Consider the following 23,573-nt stretch of genomic DNA (forward strand, 5'->3'; position numbering starts at 1 on the left):
AAATGTCTGATAGTATGATCCAAGTGTTAGTTTTTGCTATTGTAACGGGCCTAATTGGTTTATTTACATACTTAAAATGCCGCAATCAGGGGCGTAGTGAGCAAACTCAAAATAAAGAATATTTTTTAGCAGGAGGCGGTTTAACTTGGATATTTGTTGCAGGCTCAATCACGCTTACTAATTTAAGTACAGACCAGTTAGTTGGCATGAATGGGAACCAAATGGCTTTGTTAGTTTGGTGGGAGCTTGCGGCGATTATAGGTCTAATATTATTGGCTAAAGTGTTTATTCCTGTTTATTACAAATATAACTGTACAACAACGACTGAGTTATTAGAAAAGCGCTATAATAACAAGCATATCCGTGCCGTTATTGGTAGTTTGTTTTTTACAGGAAATGCACTCATTTACATGCCTGCGGTTATTTACTCGGGTTCGCTATTTATGCAAACCATGTTTAAAGTTGATATTCCACTCATGTACATCGCGACCGCATTCGCTATTGTAGGTGCCATTTATGCCTTTTTTGGTGGTCTGCGCGCTGTTGCGGTGTCGGATACTTACAACGGGTTACTGGTGCTCGGTATGGCAATACTTGTAGTGTTCTTAGCGCTTAACGCCATCGATTATGACTTTAGCGGTATCCCACAAGAGCGCTTAACTTTAATTGGCGGGCCTGATTCGCCTATCCCTTGGCCAACGCTGCTGACTGGTATGATATTCATTCAGATGTTTTACTGGGGAACTAATCAAACGATTACCCAGCGCGCTATGGCAGCACCCAATGTCAAAGAAGCGCAAAAAGGGATATTTGCGGCAGCAGGCATTCGCCTTTTGATTGTTCCGGCAATTGTAGTATTACCTGGTATTATTTCCTACAAGTTGTATGGCGACATTGGTGATGCCGCATACGGCCGTATTGTAGGTGATGTTATGCCTACATGGTTAACGGGTGTGTTTGCGGCAGCAATGGCCGCCGCAGTGCTTTCAACTTATAACAGTTTACTAAACTCATCTACGGCATTATATGTGTGTGATATTCACGAAGCATATTTTAATAAAGAACCAAGTGTAGTAAAGCTAAGTGGTTATGTAACATTATTATTAACTAGTTTGACGCTGGTGCTTGTGCCTATTTACCAGCAAGCAGACAGTATTATTAACTTACTACAGCAGCTAAACGGCTTACTAAGTATGCCTATATTTTCAATTTTTGTGGTTGGCTTGTTGTTTAAAAATGTGGATGCGCGAGCAGGTATTGCCGCAGTAATTTTAGGTGTTGTGATGTACGGAATGCTGACATTTGAAAGCTCACCGCTTCACACTACTATTCACTACATTCACTTAATGCCGGTAACGTTGTTTGTGTGTGTCGCATTTGCATTAACTGTGAATAAAGTTGTGTTTGGATTAAACGCTCAATGGGCTGGTAAATCTTCAGCAATTGACAACACAGTAAAACAATAAACAACTCAGCAATAAGTAACTAACGTAGACATAATCGGCCAAAGTTAAGCTTTGGCCGGTTTTTATTTTAAAATATTTAATTACCGCATAGAAAACCTAAACTCTTGTCCAAAGGTTTATTATTTCAAATTCAGATAAGTGAATCAGTATGAGTTATAAATTTTATAGCTCGTGGTTTCATCTTTATTTTCGAGATTAAAACTGTTAAAACTTAATTTATATGATATATACTACTATATGAGACTACTGTCTGATAGCTTATGCCTAAAAACTCTGAGGCCTAGCTACGCATATCACAAACATTACCTCGGTATATTAATAACTCACACAATGAAGAAGAGGATAGGAAAATCATGGCCAACACTAAATCATTTTATCGATTAGACAGTGTAAACAGCACCGTTATTTTCAACTGCCAAAGCAAAACACCTGCGTTACTGTATTTTGGTAAACGTCTATCTGCGCAAACAACTGAGTTAATGCTTACTCAACTTGCTACCCGTCAAGAAGTAAAATGTGCCGTAGTTGAAGAAGCGCCTATTTCTCTTTCTCCTCTGTTAGGTGAGGGCTTTACTGGTGCACCGGGTCTTGAGCTTATAAACGATTCTATTGCTTGGTCTGTAGGGCCAAAGCTAAAAGAGGTTCGTCAGCCATCATCAGCAACGCTTGAGTTTGTAAGCGTAGATGAGCTTCGTGGTATTGAAGTCGTTCATAGTATTACGCTTGATAACAACACTAATGTTTTAAGTGCACATACCGTGTTAACTAATTTAGGTGACTCACCACTAAGCGTAAGTTTTTGTGCAGCGCCAACGTTTCAATTACCAGATAGCGTCAGCAAAATAGTCAGTTTTGAAGGGCGCTGGTCAAACGAATTTCAACGTCAATCTGTTGATTTAGTATTAGGCAGCTTTGTTCGTGAAAACCGCAAAGGCAAAACATCACATGATGTATTCCCAGGTTTGATAGTACATAACGAAAATGCCGGTGAGCAGCATGGCGAATGTTACGGTTTTCATTTAGGGTGGAGTGGTAACAATAAACTACGAGCAGAGCTCCTACCTGAAGGGCGACGTTATGTGCAAATGGGCGAGTTATTATTACCTGGCGAGCTTACCCTTGCTAAAGGTCAAACGTATCAAAGCCCGAGTATTTATGGATCGTTTTCAAGCGATGGCTTTAGTGCGCTTTCACGCAATTTCCACCGCTTTGTTAAAGCTAATTTACTTAGCCAAGCACAACGCGAAAAAACACGCCCAGTACACTACAACACATGGGAAGGCATTTACTTTGATCACGATGTAGACACACTTTGTCAGCTAGCCGACAAAGTAGCTCCTTTAGGTATCGAACGCTTTGTACTGGATGATGGTTGGTTTAAAGGCCGCCGTGGTGATTATGCCGGCTTAGGTGATTGGACGGTAGATTACGAAATTTATCCAGATGGCTTATCGCCAGTTATCGATCATGTAAACAGCTTAGGTATGGAGTTTGGTATTTGGTTTGAACCAGAAATGGTAAACCCAGATAGTGATTTATATCGTGCTCATCCTGATTGGGTATTAGGCTCAGAAAATAACGAGCAACTAAGCTTCAGAAACCAGCTTGTGCTTGATTTAACGCGCAAAGAGGTAGTTGAATACTTATACAAAGCTATTGACGATATTTTGGTTGAATACCCAACTATTAAATACATTAAGTGGGATATGAACCGCGATATTAACCATGCGGGTAACTTTGATGGAAAACCAGCAGTGCATCAACAAACACTGGCACTGTATCGTTTAATTGATCGTATTAAAGCAGCGCACCCAGGCCTTGAAATAGAAAGCTGTTCATCAGGTGGTGCACGTGTAGATTACGGTGTGCTAGCACATACAGACCGTGTATGGACGTCGGATTCTAACGATGCGCTTGACCGCCTTGAAATTCAACGCGGTTGCTCATTCTTCTTCCCATCGTCGGTTATGGGGGCACACGTAGGCCCGCGTGATTGTCATATCACTGGTCGTAATGTAAGTATTGAAATGCGTGCTGCGGTATCCATGTTTGGCCACATGGGAATCGAAATGGATCCACGTGAACTCACCGAACACGAATACAGTGCACTTAAAGCGGCTATTGCACTGCACAAAGAGCACCGTGACTTTATTCATGGCGCCGATTTATACCGCCTAGATAGCGACGATTTATCAATTAACTTTGGTTTAATCAACGAGCAAAAATCAAAAGCGTTATTTGCGTATAACAGTGTACGCGAAACACCACGTACCGCGCCTAATAAGCTTCGTTTTGTTGGTTTAGATGCAGATACACAGTACACACTTAATTTAGTGTGGCCTGTTCAATTTGAAGAATACCGTCCTTCGTCTATTGCAGCCGTTAACGGGCAAACCTTCACGGGTGAAGCGTTGATGGAATTTGGCCTACAAATGCCAATTTCATTCCCGCAAACATCACTTATTTTTGAGCTAACTAATACCAATCCGCAATAATACTTAATCATTTTTAGGGGCTAAAAGTGTTGCTATTTGCGTTAAAAAATTCTCATTTAGAACAACTAAACAGCGAATTTTTTGCCTAGCTATCAACACGTTTATCTATCCTCAAAATAGATCACTTAATTAAGCGGATTGGTATAAAAATATACTAAGCAGTAAAAAGGGAGCTCATTAGCTCCCTTTTTTAATGGTGTTTTCTGGTCATCAATCGAGTTTCGATTCAATGAGTTCTAGCGCTTCTTCTAAAATTGTTTCGACCGCTTTTTTAGCGCGCTCGGGGTTACCCGATTTAATTGTGTCTAAAATATCAGCATGTTTATTCACGTCTGCACCCGGTACACCTTTAATATGATTAGTGTAACGAATACTTACTCTAAGAGCGGTGCTAATAAATTCAGTCAGCTGCACAAAAAAGCGGTTGTTACTTGCTACTAAAATACTGGTGTGGAAAGCTATGTCGGCTTCTAACGGATCGTCTAATCCTTCATCGGCATCGGCCATGCGCGCAAGTGCGTTATCAATTTCTGCAAGTTGCTCTGGTGTGGCACTTACTGCAGCTAATGCAGCTGCTTGTGGTTCGAGCGCAACACGTACTTGGGTAAATTCTTTTAATAACGACAGTGACGGCTTACTGCTTAAAATCCAACGTAGTACATCGGTATCAAACATATTCCAACTGCTTTCTGGTAAAACACGAATACCTTGTTTAGGGCGCGATGAAATGAGCCCCTTCGCCGACAACATTTTAACTGCTTCGCGCGTTGCACTGCGGCTTACGTTGTATTTAATACATAGGTCGGCTTCTGAAGGCAGCCCTTCGCTTACTGGGTAAACGCCCCGCACTATTGCAAACCCTAAATCATGGGTTAATTGGTGAGTTAAATTTTGGCGAGGTTGAGTTTTCATCGTGCGAATTTCCGAGTTCATTATTGCTTAATTATATATCATATATCATATTAATGTACGTAAGGATATGGTATAAACTTTTAAATCGCTAGTTATTTTAACGCAGCAATAACAACTTGGTTTGGCTCTTTTTCTCTAAGTAACCGTATTTTAAAAGGTTTAAGTTGAACTGAAAACATGTTGTAAGGAAATTTAATTTGAACACTCAAGCTCAATATCACAGCCTTTCTGGCAAGGTTATTTTTATCACTGGGGGTGCGTCAGGCATTGGCAGAGCAATGGTTGAGTCGTTTGTTAAACAGCAGGCCAAAGTGGCATTCATTGATATAGATGATGAAGCAGCGCAAGCGCTTATTAGCGATTTACCCGATGCTAATTTATGGTACAGACAAGTAGATGTCACTGATTCGAATTCTTTGCAACGATCATTGGTCGATGCATGTGCCGCCCTTGGTAGCGTAAATGTACTTATCAATAACGTTGCAAACGATCGTCGTCAAGCCAGTGAAGATGTGACCGTTAAAGATTGGGATCAATGCTTACAGATTAATTTAAATCCTGCTTTTTTTGCTTCTCAAGTTGCTATGTCGTTTATGCAACAAGAAGGTGCTGGCAGTATTATTAATTTTAGTTCTATTAATGCCATTATGGGTCAGCCGCAAATGGCAGGCTATGTAACCGCTAAAGCGGGTTTAATAGGTATGACCAAAGCACTTGCTCGCGACTATGGTGAGTTTGGTATTCGCGTTAATGCCATACTACCGGGCTGGGTTGCAACTGAACGTCAATTAGCAAGCTGGTTCACCGAGGAAGAGCAAGTCAAATGGATGGAAGCCATGGCGCTTAAAAAATTAGTAACGCCAGACGATGTGGCTAATTTAGCGTTATTTTTAGCCGCCGATGAAAGCAGTATGATCACCGGGCAAGGCATAAAAATTGACGGTGGGAGGCTTTAAAGTTTGACTACTTCATCTTTGTTTATAGCCGTTGACTGGGGCACAAGCCATTTACGCGCTTACTTATGTAAAGTAGGTGAGGGCGATGAATTAACTTTAATTGATCAATGTGATGGCCCTGGTGTTGTAAAAGTTAACCAAGACTTTCAACAAACACTCATTAACGCCATTATACCTTGGACAGTGCAACATGGTGTATTACCTATTTATATTGCAGGCCAAATTACATCAACGATTGGTTGGCATGAAACCCCTTATCTAGAGTGCCCAATCAACCCTGAGGGCTTGCTTGATGCAGCTGTCAGTTTTGATTGCGAAGGCCACACGATTAACGCCCTACCTGGTACAAAATGTACGTTGCAAAACTCGCTAATAGACGTAATGCGCGGTGAAGAACTACAAATACTGGGTTTTTTAAAACAAAATGAGCAGTATCAAACAGGTAAAATTTTACTGTGTTTGCCGGGCACACATACCAAGTGGGTGCTAATTAACAATGGTAAAATAATCTGTTTTAAAACCGCCATGACCGGCGAGTTATACGACTTACTTTGCCATCAAAGTGTATTAATTCCTGACGATTGCGCTGAGGGTGAATTTGATTGGCAAGCGTTTGAACAAGGCTGCGATTTAACATTGGGTAGTGATAGCGGAAATTTAGCCCATGGTATTTTTAGTGTGCGAACACGCCAACTGTCTAAAGAACTAACCCCAGTTCAAGCAAAAGCGTACCTATCGGGTGTACTAATTGGCAGTGATGTAAGAGCAGCGCGTTATGCAAGTGAATGGCAGCTACTCAGTAATACGCAGGTTGTTGTTATTGGTACATCACAACTCAATAAATGCTTTACTATGGCATTGACAAAAATAGGCGTGCAATGCAGCGAGTTTGATATTAAATCGGCAACGCTTAGTGGGTTTAACTACCTATACCAGTCGGCTGAATAGTTAAGAATAAAAGCCCCTTTATAGCTTGTTAACCATAAAGGGGAAAACGGGAAATAGTGATAATGAAACGGCTTATTAATTGAGTGTTTCAATATAATTATTTAAAACTGTAATCTGCTCATCGCTAAAACGTAACCCCAGTTTACTGCGACGCCATAAAATGTTGTAAGCATTACCAGCCCACTCTTGCTTTAATAAGTAATCAACTTCAGCTGCAAATAAGCCATGGCCAAAGTCATGCCCTAAATCACTGAGTTGTGTCGCATTGCCTAAAATAATTTTTGTGCGTGTGCCATAAGTGCGTACAAATCGTTTTAACGTCACTTCGGGTAGCCAATGGTACAAAGATTTAAGTTCTTGAGTCAGCGCTTCAACGTTATTAAAGTCGCCCCCAGGTAATGCGCTGTGTTTAGTCCATGCTTTACCCATTTGCGGATAAAAGTCTTCTAACTTATCAACAGCGGCTTCAGCCAGTTTACGATAAGTGGTAATTTTTCCACCAAATACGCTCAACAGTGGAGTATGTTTGCCTTCACTTGAAAGCTCTAGCTTGTAGTCACGCGTTACTGCTTGTGCATTTATAGACTCATCATCAAGCAGTGGGCGCACACCTGAAAAAGTATGGACTATGTCTTCGCGTTTAATGTGGTTTTTAAAGTAGCTGTTAGTGATATCAATTAAGTAGTCGATTTCTTCATCGCTAATTTTTACATCTTGCGCTGCGCCGTTATGCTCTACATCAGTTGTTCCAACTAACGAATAATCATCTTCAAATGGAATAACAAATACAATTCGTTGGTCTTTATTTTGTAAAATGTAGGCTTCTTTTTCATTGTGAATGCGTGGCACGACAATATGGCTGCCTTTTACAAGACGAATATTTTGCGGTGATTTTTCAATTAGTGCTTCATCAAATAACTTTGCAACCCATGGACCTGCGGCATTAACAATACCTTTAGCTGATACGGTGTATTTATTCTTTGTGCTTTGTTGCTCTAGCGTAATTTGCCACTTATTTTGCTCGCGCTTAGCGTTTACACACTTAGTTTGTGTCGCAATGGTAGCGCCTTTTTCTTGTGCAGCAAGGGCATTTAAAATAACTAAACGAGAATCATCAACCCAGCCATCTGAGTATTCAAAACCTTTTACAATAGACGGCTCTAGCACGCTATTTTCGCCAAACTTAATACCACGGGAACCGGCCAGTGTTTCGCGCTTAGCTAGGTTGTCGTACATAAATAGGCCAATGCGGATCATCCAAGCAGGGCGTAAATGCGATTGGTGCGGTAATCTAAAGGTAAGTGGCCACATAATATGAGGGGCATTTTTAAGTAGAACTTCTCGTTCAGCTAAGGCCTCTTTTACTAATCTAAATTCGTAATGCTCAAGGTAACGTAAACCACCGTGGATTAACTTAGAACTATTTGACGATGTTGCACAAGCAAGGTCCGATTGTTCACACAATAATACCTTTAAACCCCTGCCAGCTGCATCAGCTGCTATTCCAGTGCCGTTTACACCACCACCGACGACAAGTAAGTCATATTCGTTATCTGCTAATTCCACTGTGAGCTAACCTTTTTATTTGTAATATAAATAAGACATAAGCATCATAAAGCGACAGTTAGTGTTTGACAATAGCTAACCGCGCTTTTTGATTTTAAATTTTTTAGCCTGATCTTTTTAAAAGCACACTTCGTAAAACGCGCTCTTTAACGAGCATAAAAGTGGCTTAATACGCCGCTAAATGTCTTTAACGGCGTATAAAAAGTACTATTGCTAGCAGTCGTCGCTAGATAGGCGAACTTGGGCGACACAATGCTGCCATTTTGCGTATAAATCGTTTCGTTCATCAGCACTCATAGTTGGCTCAAAACGACGGTCACAGGTCCACATTTTAGCGAGTTGCTCAGTTGACTCGTAAATGCCCGTTTGTAAGCCAGCTAAATAAGCAACGCCTAACGAGGTGGTTTCGGTGACTGTTGGGCGCTCTACGGTTGCACCTAAAATGTTAGATAAAAAGGTCAGTACCCAGTTATTTTTAACCATACCGCCATCTACACGTAAAACACTTGGGCGAAGACCATCACGTTCCATTGCTTTTTGTAAATCTTTGGTTTGATATCCCACCGATTGCAAAGCAGCTGCAACAATAGTGCTAATGCCAGAGTCGCGTGTTAGACCTAAAATGGCGCCTCGTGCGTTAGGGTCCCAGTACGGTGCGCCTAGGCCTGTGAATGAGGGCACTAAAAATACCCCATGATCAAGCGGTACATCTTTTACTAATGATTCACTTTCGCCGGCATGGCTCAATAGTTTTAAGCCTTCAACAATCCACTGCATAGTGGCGCCTGCCATAAAAATGCTTCCCTCAATGGCGTAAGTAGGTTTGCCATTTAGCCTATAAGCGACCGTAGTTAGTAAGCGGTTTTCAGATGTGAGTGCTTTTTCACCGGTATTAAGCATTAAAAAACACCCTGTACCGTAGGTGCTTTTGGCCATACCTTGTTCAAAACACGCATGGCCAACAAGGGCAGCTTGCTGGTCTCCAGCAATCCCACAAACACGAATAGGCGCACCAAAAATATCGTCGCTGGTTGAGCCAAACTCGTCTGCTGAATCCATGACTTGTGGCAGCATAGATTTAGGAATGTCGAATAGGTCGAGTAATTCTTGATCCCATTGCTGGGTATGAATATTAAATAACATAGTGCGAGATGCGTTAGTGGCATCGGTGCGGTGCTCTTTGCCACCCGTTAGGTGCCACAATAAGTAAGTATCAACAGTACCAAAGGCTAGTTCGCCAGCGTCTGCTTGTGCGCGGGCGCCTTCTACGTTGTCTAAAATCCAGCGTACTTTAGTGGCTGAAAAGTAAGGGTCGAGTAGTAAGCCTGTTTTGTCGCTAATCGTTTGGCAAAGCTCTTCTGTACTTAGGCTTTCGCAGTAAGCACTGGTGCGGCGGTCTTGCCAAACAATGGCGTTATACACTGGCTTACCGGTTTTCTTGTTCCATACCAGCGTGGTTTCACGTTGGTTGGTGATACCAATAGCAATAATTTCTTCAGGCTTTACATCTTTTTTAGCCATCACTTCACGGCTGGTGCTGAGCACTGTTTGCCAAATATCGTTAGGGTCATGTTCTACCCAACCATTTTTTGGAAAATGTTGTGAAAATTCTTGCTGTGCTGACCCAAAAACGTTTGCATCTTTTGTAAACAAGATGGCCCTAGAGCTTGTGGTCCCTTGATCAATTGAGAGTATGTATTTTGACATGATATTTGTGTTATTTATCTTATCTTATATATGACTAGATTGCCTTTAACTAAGGTTAATGGCAATGGTTTTTTTCTTAAAATAGCCGATTAAAAAACAAACATTCTCATTTTTTAGTTAACTCATTTATGTAAAAGGTATTTTATTTGGCATTATTTTAAGGGGAAGGCGGCTATCAAGTTTTATAGCCGCTTAAATTAAGCATTACTTACTGCGTGGTTTACTTTGTTGCCAATCCATACCTGAAGAAAAGCGGTTATCAAAGCCGTACCATTGCGGTAACGGTTTACCATCAACAATGGCTTGATCGCCATTTTGAGGTAAATCTAGGTATTTACATTGGCTGCTTACGCCTTTTACGTGGCAATCCATCATCGCAAGTACAAAGTGCTTATTTATTTCGTTAATGGTGCGCAACGACCACGATGGCTCGTAGTAATGACCTAAGTCTAATTCACTGCTGCTTTGGGCAATTGCAGGGGCTGGGTGTGGCGCAATATTGTGGCGGGCGTTTTTATAAGTAAGCATGTATTTGTCGGCGCTGCCAGTTTGGTTGTAAAGGTTTTTAATACCTTCAAAACCAGAAATATCATCTAAGTCACCTGCAATATAGAGTGAAGGTACTTTGATATTTTTCATTGCTTTGGCATCAAATAAGTTATGTTGCCCACCCCAAGGTGCGATAGCAACCATTGTTTTTATACGAGGGTCTACCTGTGGGTTTTGATATTGTCCACCTGCACAGCTATTAAGTAATTGCTGCACTTGTTTAATTTGGGCAGGGTCAGTCATCCCCGTAAACATTGCGGTTGTTTGTTCGTTAAAGGCATAGCAACCACCAATCGTATTAACTGCGCCAAATCCGCCCATAGAGTAGCCAATAACACCTGCGCTAGCTGTATCTACTTGCTCGCTTGCAAAGTTGCTTTGTTCGTTAAAATAATTAATCACAAACTGCTGATCGCGTGAGCGATTAATCAAGGTGCTAAAAAAGCCCGCAAATGGCGCGTTTTTAAAATCTACATGGGCGTTTGTTGAGTCTGTATGATCAAGCGCAGCAACAATGTACCCATGCGAAGCTAAGTGCTCACCAAGGTAGTACATAATTGTACGGTAGCCGGTATAACCATGCGAAAGTACAATAACAGGGTAGTTTTCTGCGTTACTTACACCTACATCGCGCATAGCATCGGCTTGTAAAGTAAACTGTTTACCCGAGCGTGTTATATCTGTGTAGCTGGTTAGTGCTTTGTTTGCTTTACTATCCGCCGGATACCAAACCTCAACTTTTAAAGGGCGATCTTTTTGGCTTTGCGTTGCAGGATCAAATTGCGCTGGATTAACTAAATCGAGGGTTTTTACGCCTACTTTATAGGCGCCTTTAGTGGCTAATTCTGGAAGCACTTCGCTGGTTATTGGTGGGTAAAGTTGCTCAGGTTTATTCGATTCAGCAAGTACTGCACCGGTAGTTAAACTAGCCGTGGCTAACAGCATTGCTTTTGAAAGCGTTTTTAATCGGTGTGTTGTTGTCATTGTGGATCCTTGTTGCGTGTATTTTTATAAATTTATGTTATGAGATTCGACTGTCGCGCTATATTCAAGCTGCCATTGGGCTCTCAGGTTATCCATCATCGTCATAACCCGTAAGCTAGTGCTTAGTGGTAATACAGAGCTTTGTATTTGTTTATTTAGTATGCACTCAGTGACGTGATCAATTTCAAATTTAAAGTTTTCATCATCATTAAATGAGTAGTCAAAATGTTGGGTAGCTTGCCCATTAATATGAATCTCAATACTTTTCGCACCTACAAACCAAGGTATGCGTATAAAGCCATGATCACCTGTAATATAGGCTTCAGTTGGACCGTTTTGCTCAAGTGCACTACTAAGTTGTGCAAACTGCCCATTACCATAATCAAGCATGGCAATATTTCGAGCATCCACGCCTGTATCTGCTTTATGCACAAATGAGCTGATTTTTTCTGGGGCTTTATTAAAAACCACATCAGCAATAGATAAAGGGTAAATCCCTAAATCAAGTAATGCACCACCGGCTGTATTTGGGTTCATTAAGCGATGTGATGAATCAAATTCACCCGCTAAGCTAAAGTTGGCATTAACACTGTGTACTTTGCCAATAACCGCTTCGTTCAATAATTCTTCTAATTTTACAATGGCGGGTAAAAAGCGCATCCACACTCCTTCCATTAAAAAGCGATTTTGCTGCTGCGCTAGCTCTTTTAATGTAATGAGTTGCTGTGCATTAACGGTAATGGGTTTTTCGCTTAGTACGTGCTTATTATGCATTAAGCATTGGGCTATACTTTGAAAGTGTTGGTCGTGGGTGTTTGCAATATAAATTGCGTCAATGTTTGGGCATTGCATAAGGGCTTGGTAGCTCTCATAGCCTTTAATTGAATAGTGTGTGGCAAACTCGCTTGCGCGCTGCTTGCTAGTTGATGCTGCGCCAATAAGCTTAGCATCAGCGGAATGCGCAATGCTTTTAGCAAAGGTGTGAGCAATATTGCCACACCCAATAATACCCCAGTTAACCTTTGCCATATTGATACCTATTTTTTAAAAAGACGTTATTTGTAACCCTGAACCCGCTGAGCACACATAAATATCTGCGTATAAGTTAAAGCGTTCAAAGTAATGTTTTTCAACGGCTGCTTTAATTAACGGTACTTCTGCATCGCGACATAAACACACAATTGCCCCCCCAAAACCACCACCAGTCATGCGCACTGCGCCGCGCTCACCCATGGCTTCTTTACAAATTTCAACTAAGCCATCTGTTGCAGGTACGGTTACTTCAAAGTCGTGTTTAAGTGATTGGTGTGATGCAGCCATCAATTGCCGAAGTTGCTGCATATCATTGGCTTGCAATGCTTTAGTTGCTGCAATAACGCGGTCGTTTTCGCTAATTACATGGTGTGCACGTTTGTATTCGTTATCGCTAAGCTGTGCTTTAACAGCATCTAGTTTAGCCATTGTTGCTTGGCGAAGTGTTTTAACTCCCATTTTTTCAGCGGCTTGTTCGCAATCAATACGGCGTTGATTGTATTCGCTGTCTACTAATTTACGTGGGTAGTTAGAGTTCACTATAACAATATTTAAGTCATCAGGTACTTTCACTGACTTCGTTGCTAGGTTTTCACAGTCAATTAAAAGAGCATGACCGTTTTCGCCTTTTGCCGAAATAAGCTGATCCATAATGCCACATTGACAATGCATAAAGTCGTTTTCAGCTTCTTGGCCCAGTAGTGCAATTTTTTCTTCGGTTAAACCAAGTTGCGCAATATGGTTAAACATTCCCCCTACGGCAACTTCCAATGCAGCCGACGATGACAAGCCACTGCCTTGCGGTAAGTTACTATCAATAAGTAAATCGGCACCACGTAAAGTGTGACCTGCGCGTTTTAATACAAATGCAACCGCGCGAATATAATTCCCCCATTGCGATTGACCTTCGCTAATCGGTTCGTCAACGTTAAAACGATCTTGCTCGCCTGGGTAATTTAATGACTGCACGGTAATCGTGCTATCGTCGCGCTCTTTAAACATCACTTGAGTACGAAACTCTAATGAGCACGGAAATACAAAACCATCGTTGTAGTCAGTAAACTCACCTATTAGGTTTACACGTCCTGGTGCAGCCGCAATACCTTGAGCAGGGGCACCGTACAGTGATAAAAAGTGGTGTTGAAATTCATTAAGCGTCATCTGTGTGTCCTGCTGTGTTTTTATAGTATGTTGTGCTTGCTGCTTTTAAAATAGAAGCGGCTGTTTCTGCGCTTAAGTCACGCTGACTTTCGCCTAACATTTCGTAGCCTACCATATGTTTTTTCACGGTGGCAGAACGAAGAAGTGGCGGGTAAAAGTGTGCATGCAAGCGCCAATGTTGCTCATCTGAACCACGATTTGCGGGTGCATTGTGCCAACCCATAGAGTACGGGAAGCTACAGTTAAATACATTATCGTATTTAGTCGTTAATACTTTTAATGCCTGAGCGAGTGAATCGGTTTGTGCATCAGTTAACTGACTAAAGTTTTGAATGTTGTCTTTAGTTACTAGTAAGGTTTCAAATGGCCATGCGGCCCAAAAAGGCACCAGAACAAGCCAGTGTTCATTCTCAAATACGACACGAGTTTGGTCGGCTTGTTCTTTTTGTACATAGTCGGCAAGCATGGCTGTGCCGTGTTTATCAAAATAAGCGCGTTGTTGTGTATCTTCGGCTTCTATTTCGGTAGATAGGTGCGAATGCGCCCATACTTGGCCATGCGGGTGGGGCTGCGAGCACCCCATGATCTCACCTTTATTCTCAAATACCTGAACACACTCGTATTGCTGTGCAAGTTCTGTGTAGTTGTCTTTCCAGGTTTTTACTACTTCATGCAGAGCATCGTGCTCCAGCTCAGGCAGTGTTTTGTTATGCTCTGGCGAAAAACAAATGACACGGCATTCGCCGCTTGCTTCGTCAGCAATAAATAAATCGCTGTCTGACTCTAAGTTTTGTGGTTGCTCGCTGGCATTAGGCGTCAGCGCACCAAAATCATTTCTAAATACATGTGTGTATTTGTAATCTGGGTTGCTATCGCCATTTGCACGGGTGTTACCTGGGCAAAGTGGGCAGCTTTCGTCATGCTTTGGCAAAACCGTTTCGTTAACGGCTTCGGTTGCGCCTAACCATGGGCGGTTATTCCGATGCGGTGATACTAATACCCAACGCCCCGTTAGCGGGTTTTTACGTCTGTGAGTGCTTTCTAATAAAGCCATATTAACTCTCCAACCCACTTGGGTAATTAGTTTGCCAGCGCCATGTATCGTTGGTCATGTCGCTAAGTGTTAGTTCTGCGTGCCAGTTAAGGGTGGTTTGCGCTTTTGTGGCATCGGCGTAATTACATGCAATATCGCCTGCACGACGCGGTGCAATTTTATAGGGAATTGTTTTACCCGCTGATGCGCTAAACGCATTGATCATATCAAGCACTGAATAACCTTGGCCCGTGCCTAAGTTATATGCGTGAAAGGCGGTATCTGTTTTGTGTTGCATAAATGCGGCAACATGGCCTTTTGCTAAATCTAAAACGTGAATATAGTCGCGCACGCCTGTGCCATCTTCAGTGTCGTAGTCGTCACCAAAAATATTAACGACCTCACGTTTACCTACTGCAGTTTGGGCAATAAAGGGCATTAAATTATTTGGAATACCATTTGGGCTTTCGCCTAATAAGCCACTAGGGTGTGCGCCTACAGGGTTAAAGTAACGAAGTGCTATGCCCATAAAGTTGCTGTTGGCATTACATACGTCTTGCATGGCTTGTTCAACCATGACTTTAGTCCAACCATAAGGGTTGGTCGCGCGAATTGGGTGTTTTTCGTCTATTGGTAAGTAGTCGGGCTCACCATACACAGTGGCCGATGAGCTAAATATAATATGGTTAACACCTTCATCTTGCATATTTTCAAGCATGCTAAGCGTGCCCGATACATTATTTTGATAATAACGCAGCGGTTGCTCGGTTGATTCACCTACCGCTTTTAGTGCTGCAAAGTGAAATACAGCCTCAGCTTGGGTGTGTTTAAGCGCAAGTTTAAACTGCTGCTCGTCTTGAATGTCACCTAAAATGAATTCAAAGCGAGTGCCTGTAATCTTTTCGAGTTGATCAAGCACACGAGGGCTCGCATTAGACAAATTATCGTAAATAATAGGTGTAATCCCCGCCTCATGTAATGCAATACATGTATGGCTACCTATGTAACCCATGCCGCCAGTCACTAAAACTTTCATGTGTTTTCTCGAAAATATATTTATATGATAAATACTACTATTAAGGAAGTTTAAAAACAATAGTTATGAATTGTTCAAAATTCAAATAAATGGCTAAAAAACACACATTTGTTTTGAATCGCTTTATTAATATTTTCTATATACAGATTCAATGACTGCCTAATTATCACTCACAAGTGGCAATGCTATTATAACCCCATCATTAAGCGTTGAATGTGTAGGCTATGTTCTACACAACATGGAGACAGGTATGAATAAAACAATTTTAGTAACAGGTGCAACAGATGGTATTGGGTTTGAAACAGCTAAAATGCTGTTAGCGCAAGGCCATACTGTGCTTCTTCATGGGCGTAACGCGCAAAAGCTTAAAAACGTACACACTTTGCTTGATAACGACTACCCGCAAGCGCGTACACAAACCTACGTAGCTGATTTAAGCGAAATGGCGCAGGTGCAAAACTTGGCTAAACAAATTACAGCTGATCATAAACGCTTAGATGTACTGATTAATAATGCCGGTGTGTTTAAACTTGAGAACCCAGAAACTGCAGACGGTCTTGATGCACGATTTGCAGTAAACACATTTGCTCCTTATTTATTAACAACTTTATTATTGCCGCTTTTTAATACCCAAGGGCGAATAGTGAATGTGTCGTCAGCGGCGCAAGCAACGGTCAACTTAGATGCGCTGATTGGACAAAGCGCTTTGTCTGACAACGCAGCATACGCACAAAGCAAATTGGCAATTACAATGTGGTCGCGTCATATGGGCTTAAAGCTTAAGGAGAGCGGTCCATTAGTGGTATCGGTTAATCCTAAGTCATTACTGGGTAGTCAAATGGTTAAAGACGCATACGGCCTCAATGGCGGCGATTTAAAGTTAGGTGCCGATATATTTTGCCGTGCTGCGCTAAGCGATGAATTTAGCAATTCAACAGGGCTGTATTTTGATAATGACGCTGAGTGTTTTGCAGCCCCTCATGCTGATGCATTAAATGACACTAAAAATCAGCAATTAATAGATGCGCTCGATTTAAAGTTATTGCAGCTTGCAATATAGCTAACGCAATATGAGCGTGAGTTAAAGGGTGTATCACTAAGCTATACAACCTATAGAGTTTCATTGAAGACAAACAAAGAGTTCACTACTTTAAAAGGGCGAACTCTTTTTTGTTTTGGAGTTTTAGATTTACTATGCGCTTATTAAGCGCTGATATAACCAATCTTTTAATTCAGAGCGGTCGTGTTTTAGCTGGTGCATTTGCTCGTCGCTAATAGGCGCACCGTCCAATTCTAATACTCTTATTTCTTTATCTAGCTTATTGTACTGTTTAGCTTTATCAGCAAAGTCAGCATCACTTTTATTTAACGTGTTAATCGTGCTTGTGTGCTCAGGAAAGTCGTTTGTTAATGAATGGTCTTCGCCTAACATAGTCGCTCCTTAATAAAAATAAATACGCTTACAGAAAATAAGCCATTTCATAGTATAACCTTGGGCTAGGTCGATCGTAATTCAACCCTATAAATATAAATTTAACGGGACAAAAAAAGAGCCGTTACTTCATCCTAAAGAGGGAATTACGGTTTATATAGCCGCAAACCACTGACACCTAACGCGGCTTAGGTTAGAATGCAAAGGCTTAAATACTCCCAATAACTCCTTTTTTGAGTACTCTATTACATGCTTTTAATGATCGATAACTACGATTCGTTTACTTATAACTTAGTGCAGTACTTTCAGCGATTAGATCAAGACGTATTAGTCAAGCGCAATGACGAGCTGAGCATTGCACAAATTAAGCAACTTAATCCAGAACATATAGTTATCTCGCCGGGTCCTTGCTCACCGAATGAAGCTGGTATATCGTTAAGTGTTGTTGAGCAGTTAAAAGGCCAATACCCTATTTTAGGAATTTGTTTGGGGCATCAAACTATTGCGCAAGCGCTAGGGGGGGATGTAGTACGCGCCAAAAAAGTAATGCACGGAAAAACATCTGCCATAATGCATACCAACAAAGGTGTTTTTAAAGGGTTAGCTAATCCGTTAACGGTTTGTCGTTATCACTCGCTGGTGGTTAAAGCGCAGTCGTTACCCAACGAGCTTGAAATAACAGCGTGGACACAAACACCGCAAGGTGAGTTTGACGAAATAATGGGAATGCAACACAAAGAATTAGCAATTGAAGGGGTGCAGTTTCATCCTGAGGCTATTTTAACAGAGCAGGGATTAGAACTGCTTGATAACTTTTTAACTCGCTTCTAGTCTAATAATACTAAACGTATTCAATACTTACTATTTAATGAGCATTATGACCGAACTTGCATTACAACAGCGTACAGCAAAAATACTTGACCAACGAGCACACGATTTGCTGTTGGGTCATAGCTTTGCGCACCAGCAAATTGGGTTTATTCATACATTAGATATTGATTACGGCGAGCCTATGAAGCAGCGTACCTTGTTGCAGGTTGAAGTATCAGCGCAACAAAAGCGTAAGCAAACTAGCACCGCGCATCATAAGTATCGTGCACAAGCCAGCGAACAGCTTCATAAAGTAATAGAAACAGCCATATTTAAACAGCTCGAAGATATAGACGCAGTAATTCAAACCACGATAGGGATTGAAGACAGTGTCGCCACTATTTTAGATATATTAGCGGTAAAGTCTGCCTCAGTTGGCCGCTTGGAGCCGTTAGTAAACGATTTAAGTTGGCTTGGACGAGAGCTGGTTACGCTCGTTAACTTACCTTATTACCGAAACCAGCGTAGTAAAAAAAATACCGCGGTAAAAGTAGATAGCCCAGCACTTGCTCTGCGTTACATAGGGCTTGATAACTTACAGTTAGTTATTCCCACGTTTGCAGTTCGCCACTGGATGCCACACAGCACCGAGCCTTTTTCGTTACTAAAACGCCGGCTACGTGACAGCGCTATGGCCAACGCTATTGCAGCCCAAAAAATTGCAGAGCTAAACGACGTAAACGACATTCATGCTTTTACTCTGGGTATGTTATTAGATGTAGGGCGTATTACGCTGGTACGTTTATATTTAAAAACCTTTGAGCAGGTATGGCAACGAAAAGTACAAATAGCGCGCCAAGAAAACCAAAAAGACCTACACACAGCGTTATTGGAGCTAAAGCCCGATCCTTTGTTTTTAACTACGTTGCTATGTAATAAGTCAATTCAGGTCAGTGCGCGAGTCATCGACAAAATGGCCTTTAAATATTTGCCATTTAAAGGTGTGATGGAGCAACTGCAAAATGGCGTAAATAAGGGCGATACTGCCTTACCGTTAACGCAGGTCATGTTAAAAGCGCGTTGTTACTCTCAGTACTTAATTTTAAAAGAGCACCAACTCATTGAGCCTGACGAAACCGCATCGTGGTTTTCGTATTTTCAGTTCACTAAAACGGAACTAAAAGCACTCCAAACAAGCAATTTTACTAATCTTGCTATTCAAATTGACTAAAAAATTAAATTTTTTGTTAATTTTTTTACGACTATTCATTCATTTCTATTTTTTTATTCACCTTGTTATTTAGCCTTAAAAGCCCATACGTCTTAGTGCTCATGCGGTTAATTGTGAAAAATTTTGTGTAATTGGGTATGCAAATAGTTATTCACTATCTATGAAATAATATCTTAAGCCCTTTATTTTCAAGGGTTACATGAAAGTTTTTAACGAGACAGCTAACAGTAATTCTGAAATAATGGGCGTCTGAAAATTGAACCACAAAGCAATTTTTTGTACCAAACAGACACCTGAACGTACTAAAAAGCTTGGTTAATATTATTAGCCAAACACCTATTTTATGCTTTGTGTCGATCACAATTAAGAGGAAATAAAATGACAGTCAATCGCGAATTATTTGATCACGTAATGGTTCCTAACTACGCACCTTCAAGCGTAATTCCTGTTCGAGGCGAAGGCTCTCGCGTATGGGATCAACAAGGTAAAGAGTTTATCGACTTTGCTGGTGGTATTGCTGTTAACTGTCTTGGCCACTGTCACCCTGCATTAGTAGGCGCATTAAAAGAACAGGGCGAAAAAATTTGGCACCTATCAAATGTAATGACCAATGAGCCGGCGCTTCGCTTAGCTAAAAAAATGGTTGATGCAACCTTTGGTGAAAAAGTTTACTTTGCCAACTCGGGTGCAGAAGCAAACGAAGCTGCACTTAAATTAGCGCGTCGTTTCGCACTTGATAAATTTGGCCCAGAAAAGTCACAAATTATCGCATTTAATAAAGGCTTCCACGGCCGCACATTCTTTACTGTAACGGTTGGCGGCCAAGCAGCATACTCAGATGGTTTTGGTCCTAAGCCGGGCGATATCGTACATTGTGATTACAATGACTTAGCAGCATTTGAAGCGCTAATTAGCGACCAAACGTGTGCAGTAATGATGGAACCACTGCAAGGTGAAGGCGGTATTGTTTCGCCAACTGACGAGTTTGCTCAACAAGTTCGCGATTTATGTACTAAACACAACGCCCTGCTTATTTTTGATGAAGTGCAAACCGGTGTTGGCCGTACAGGCGACTTATACGCATACCAAGGTTTAAACGTAGTACCTGATATTTTAACTTCAGCTAAAGCATTAGGTGGCGGTTTTCCAATTGGCGCTATGATCACAACTACTGATATTGCACAGCACCTTAAAGTAGGTACTCATGGTTCTACTTACGGCGGAAACCCGCTTGCATGTGCTGTTGCAGAAGCCGCATTTGATACTGTTAACACACCCGAAGTACTTGCTGGTGTAAAAGAAAAAGCAGCCCTATTTAACGAGCTACTTGCAGCGGTAAACGAAAAATACAACGTATTTAGCGAAATTCGCGGTAAAGGTTTATTAATTGGCGCCGTAGTAAATGAGCAATACAAAGGCCGTGCTAAAGAGTTTTTAGTAGCCGGTACTGAACAAGGCCTCATGTCGTTAGTAGCAGGTGCTGATGTTGTTCGTTTTACACCCTCTCTTGTTATCCCAGAAGCGGATATTCGTGAAGGTATGGCACGTTTTGAAAAAGCAGTAGCAAGCGTAGTAAACGCATAAGCTGTTTTAGCCAATCTATCGAGGGCAAACATTGTTTGCCCTATGAATCCTATTTACCGTTATTGATAAGGGAGCAAGCGGACTCATGATGATCCTTCGCCCAATCCAGCAAAATGATTATTCAGCATTACTGACAATTGCCCATGAATCGGGCCATGGTTTTACATCTTTGCCTTTAAACGAAGAGCTATTACAAAAGAAGATTGACCATTCAGTAAGCTCATTTGCTAAACAAACGTCACAACCCGGTGACGAAGGCTACTTGTTTGTTCTTGAAGATAGCGAAACAGGTGAAGTAGTAGGTACTTCGGCAATAGAAGCTGCTGTAGGCCTAGATGATGCGTTCTATCATTACCATTTAAGTAAAGTGATTCATTCTTCGCGTACACTAGACGTTTACAAAGCAGTCGATATTTTAACGCTATGTAACGACTACACCGGTGCAACAGAATTATGTACGCTATTTTTAAAAGACGGCTATCGCAAAAACTGTAATGGCAAACTACTGTCTAAAGCACGCTTTATGTTTATTAAACAACACCAAGCGCGTTTTGCAGAAACCGTTATTGCAGAAATGCGCGGTGTGTCTGACGAAAACGGTAATAGCCCGTTTTGGAAATGGTTAGAAGAACATTTTTTCTCAATGGACTTTCCAACAGCTGACTACTTAACCGGTATAGGCCAAAAAGTGTTTATTGCTGAACTTATGCCTAAATACCCAATTTACGTCAATTTACTCAGTAAAGATGCGCAAGCGGTAATCGGTCAAGTTCACAACAATACACGCCCAGCGATTGAATTATTAAAAAGTGAAGGCTTCACGTTTAACGGCTACGTTGATATTTTTGACGCAGGCCCAACAGTTGAAGCAAAAGTAGATAATATTGCTACAGTACGTAACTCACACGATTTTATTGTTGAAATTGGTGAGCAAACGGGCGACACCATGGTGTTGTTAGCAAACGACAAGCTTGAAAACTTTAGAGCGACCGTTACACCAATGAGTTTCGACGAACGCGCTAAAACCGTTGTGTTATCGCAGCAAGTCGCCGACGCCCTGCAGCTACAAACAGGCGATACTGTTAGCGCAACCCCAGTTTAATTTAGGAGAAAGTATATGACTCATCCTGCACAATTTATTAATGGTCAATGGTCACAAGGCCAAGGCACAGAATTTAACTCAGTAAACCCAGCAAATAACGACGTTATTTGGAAAGCATCGTCAGCGACTGCTGAGCAAGTTGATGCCGCCGTTAGCGCTGCGCGTGAAGCGTTTTATGCATGGGCAGACAAAAGCTTTACTGAGCGCCTAGAAATAGTAAAAGCGTTCGCAGCACAATTAAAAGAAAACAGCGAAGAGCTTGCAATCACTATTGCTCAAGAAACTGGTAAGCCACTATGGGAAACGCGCACTGAAGCGGGCGCTATGGTTGGTAAAATTGCCATTTCTGAAAAAGCATTTTTAGAGCGCACAGGCGACGTAGAAAACGCAATGCCACTAGGGCGCGCCATGATCCGTCATAAGCCGCACGGTGTTGTAGCGGTATTTGGCCCATATAATTTTCCGGGTCACTTACCAAACGGCCATATTGTGCCAGCGTTATTAGCGGGTAACACGGTTGTGTTTAAACCATCAGAGCTAACACCAAAAGTTGCCGAGCTTACGCTTAAACTATGGGAAAAAGCGGGTTTACCAGCTGGCGTTATTAACCTTGTTCAAGGTGAAGTAGAAACGGGTAAAGCCCTTGCTGCTCACAAAGGTATTGATGGTTTATTCTTTACTGGTTCTTCACGCACTGGTCATATTTTACATGAACAGTTTGCAGGTCAGCCGGGTAAAATTTTAGCGCTTGAAATGGGTGGCAATAACCCACTTATTATCACCGACGTTGAAGATACCAAAGCAGTTGTACACGATATTATTCAATCAGCGTTTATTTCAAGCGGCCAGCGTTGTACCTGTGCTCGTAAGTTATTTTTACCTAAAGGTAGCAAAGGCGATGCAATTTTAGAGCGCCTTATCACTGCAACAAAAGCCATTAAAGTAGGTAACTACGATGATGCAGATCAGCCATTTATGGGCTCTATGATCTCATCAGCGGCGGCAGCAGGCATGGTTAAAGCACAAAGCGAGCTAGTTGAACTTGGCGGTAAGGTACTTGTAGAGCTTGAGCACACAGCGAATACGGGCTTTGTAACGCCAGGTATTATTGAGTGTTCAGCAATTGGCGACTTCCCAGACGAAGAGCATTTTGGCCCACTTTTAAAAGTATTTCGCTTTGACGACTTTGACAGCGCAATTGATAAAGCAAACGACACAAGCTTTGGTTTATCAGCAGGCTTACTCAGTGACAGCCAAGCTGATTACGACCACTTTTTACGTCGTATTCGTGCTGGTATTGTTAACTGGAATCGCCCAATTACGGGTGCGTCTAGCGCTGCACCATTTGGTGGTATTGGCGCATCAGGCAATCACAGAGCAAGCGCGTACTACGCAGCCGACTACTGTGCATACCCTGTAGCTTCAGTAGAGCTTGAAAAAGTAGCCATGCCAGCAACATTAAGCCCAGGCTTAAAAATAGATTAAGCACTCCTTAATGAGTATAAAAGCAGCTTCGGCTGCTTTTTTTATATGCTTAAATCACAAAGCTAGCAATCAACAGCGCTTTCT

General features: G+C 41.7%; 19 protein-coding genes. 10 read left to right on the forward strand and 9 right to left on the reverse strand.

The window, feature by feature from the left end:
* The first annotated feature begins 2 nt into the window (after positions 1–2).
* On the forward strand, positions 3–1,466 hold the full coding sequence (locus tag AC27I2_RS05265) for an SLC5 family protein (RefSeq protein WP_058405955.1): 1,464 nt from the start codon (positions 3–5) through the stop codon (positions 1,464–1,466).
* A 353-nt stretch (positions 1,467–1,819) separates the two neighbouring features.
* Positions 1,820–3,961 (forward strand): alpha-galactosidase, encoded by a 2,142-nt coding sequence (locus AC27I2_RS05270; protein ID WP_487203654.1) that lies wholly within the window; start codon positions 1,820–1,822, stop codon positions 3,959–3,961.
* A gap of 210 nt (positions 3,962–4,171) precedes the next feature.
* Here the strand turns inward: AC27I2_RS05270 and AC27I2_RS05275 are convergent, their stop codons facing one another.
* Entirely contained in the window at positions 4,172–4,873 is a 702-nt protein-coding gene (locus tag AC27I2_RS05275; protein WP_058405957.1) for a FadR/GntR family transcriptional regulator, read from the reverse strand.
* Between the two features lie 197 nt (positions 4,874–5,070).
* On the opposite strand from AC27I2_RS05275, the gene AC27I2_RS05280 reads away from it, so the two are divergent.
* Together AC27I2_RS05280 and AC27I2_RS05285 are read left to right on the forward strand one after the other, a co-directional pair.
* Positions 5,071–5,829, forward strand: coding sequence for an SDR family NAD(P)-dependent oxidoreductase (locus tag AC27I2_RS05280; RefSeq protein ID WP_138527339.1), 759 nt, complete (start codon positions 5,071–5,073; stop codon positions 5,827–5,829).
* Positions 5,830–5,832: 3 nt separating this feature from the next.
* Complete coding sequence (locus AC27I2_RS05285; RefSeq protein WP_487203655.1) at positions 5,833–6,777, forward strand: 2-dehydro-3-deoxygalactonokinase; 945 nt, start codon at positions 5,833–5,835, stop codon at positions 6,775–6,777.
* Between the two features lie 75 nt (positions 6,778–6,852).
* On the opposite strand, the gene glpD is transcribed toward AC27I2_RS05285, so the two are convergent.
* The 7 genes from glpD to galE all read right to left on the reverse strand — a co-directional run bounded on the left by glpD (position 6,853) and on the right by galE (position 15,845).
* A complete protein-coding gene (gene glpD, locus AC27I2_RS05290) occupies positions 6,853–8,343 on the reverse strand; it encodes a glycerol-3-phosphate dehydrogenase (protein ID WP_058405960.1) in 1,491 nt (496 codons plus the stop codon).
* A gap of 213 nt (positions 8,344–8,556) precedes the next feature.
* Positions 8,557–10,050, reverse strand: a complete 1,494-nt coding sequence (gene glpK / locus AC27I2_RS05295; protein ID WP_487203656.1) for a glycerol kinase GlpK — start codon at positions 10,048–10,050, stop codon at positions 8,557–8,559.
* A gap of 204 nt (positions 10,051–10,254) precedes the next feature.
* On the reverse strand, positions 10,255–11,583 hold the full coding sequence (locus AC27I2_RS05300) for an alpha/beta hydrolase family protein (RefSeq protein WP_487203657.1): 1,329 nt from the start codon (positions 11,581–11,583) through the stop codon (positions 10,255–10,257).
* Between the two features lie 24 nt (positions 11,584–11,607).
* A complete protein-coding gene (locus AC27I2_RS05305) occupies positions 11,608–12,612 on the reverse strand; it encodes a Gfo/Idh/MocA family protein (protein WP_487203658.1) in 1,005 nt (334 codons plus the stop codon).
* Between the two features lie 15 nt (positions 12,613–12,627).
* Positions 12,628–13,776, reverse strand: a complete 1,149-nt coding sequence (galK, locus tag AC27I2_RS05310; protein WP_487203659.1) for a galactokinase — start codon at positions 13,774–13,776, stop codon at positions 12,628–12,630.
* Complete coding sequence (locus AC27I2_RS05315) at positions 13,766–14,830, reverse strand: UDP-glucose--hexose-1-phosphate uridylyltransferase (RefSeq protein ID WP_487203660.1); 1,065 nt, start codon at positions 14,828–14,830, stop codon at positions 13,766–13,768. Before AC27I2_RS05315 ends, galK begins: the two co-directional genes overlap by 11 nt.
* Position 14,831: 1 nt before the next feature.
* On the reverse strand, positions 14,832–15,845 hold the full coding sequence (gene galE / locus AC27I2_RS05320; RefSeq protein ID WP_487203661.1) for a UDP-glucose 4-epimerase GalE: 1,014 nt from the start codon (positions 15,843–15,845) through the stop codon (positions 14,832–14,834).
* 250 nt (positions 15,846–16,095) lie between these two features.
* Between galE and AC27I2_RS05325 the strand changes: the two genes are divergently transcribed.
* Positions 16,096–16,905, forward strand: coding sequence for an SDR family NAD(P)-dependent oxidoreductase (locus AC27I2_RS05325; protein ID WP_487203662.1), 810 nt, complete (start codon positions 16,096–16,098; stop codon positions 16,903–16,905).
* A 132-nt stretch (positions 16,906–17,037) separates the two neighbouring features.
* Here the strand turns inward: AC27I2_RS05325 and AC27I2_RS05330 are convergent, their stop codons facing one another.
* Positions 17,038–17,277, reverse strand: coding sequence for an HP1242/YdcH family protein (locus AC27I2_RS05330; protein WP_058405968.1), 240 nt, complete (start codon positions 17,275–17,277; stop codon positions 17,038–17,040).
* 249 nt (positions 17,278–17,526) lie between these two features.
* Here AC27I2_RS05330 and AC27I2_RS05335 point away from each other — a divergent pair, with 249 nt between their 5' ends.
* The 5 genes from AC27I2_RS05335 to astD all read left to right on the forward strand — a co-directional run bounded on the left by AC27I2_RS05335 (position 17,527) and on the right by astD (position 23,489).
* Positions 17,527–18,108, forward strand: coding sequence for an anthranilate synthase component II (locus tag AC27I2_RS05335; protein WP_058405969.1), 582 nt, complete (start codon positions 17,527–17,529; stop codon positions 18,106–18,108).
* A gap of 46 nt (positions 18,109–18,154) precedes the next feature.
* Positions 18,155–19,318 carry an HDOD domain-containing protein gene (locus AC27I2_RS05340; RefSeq protein ID WP_487203663.1) on the forward strand — a complete coding sequence of 388 codons (1,164 nt, stop codon included), beginning with the start codon at positions 18,155–18,157 and terminating at the stop codon, positions 19,316–19,318.
* 378 nt (positions 19,319–19,696) lie between these two features.
* A complete protein-coding gene (locus tag AC27I2_RS05345; RefSeq protein WP_487203664.1) occupies positions 19,697–20,902 on the forward strand; it encodes an aspartate aminotransferase family protein in 1,206 nt (401 codons plus the stop codon).
* A gap of 85 nt (positions 20,903–20,987) precedes the next feature.
* Positions 20,988–22,004, forward strand: coding sequence for an arginine N-succinyltransferase (gene astA, locus AC27I2_RS05350; protein WP_058405972.1), 1,017 nt, complete (start codon positions 20,988–20,990; stop codon positions 22,002–22,004).
* A 15-nt stretch (positions 22,005–22,019) separates the two neighbouring features.
* Entirely contained in the window at positions 22,020–23,489 is a 1,470-nt protein-coding gene (gene astD / locus AC27I2_RS05355; protein WP_487203665.1) for a succinylglutamate-semialdehyde dehydrogenase, read from the forward strand.
* Positions 23,490–23,573 lie beyond the last annotated feature (84 nt).

The sequence above is a fragment of the Pseudoalteromonas sp. NH0006-46 genome (genome assembly GCF_057547735.1).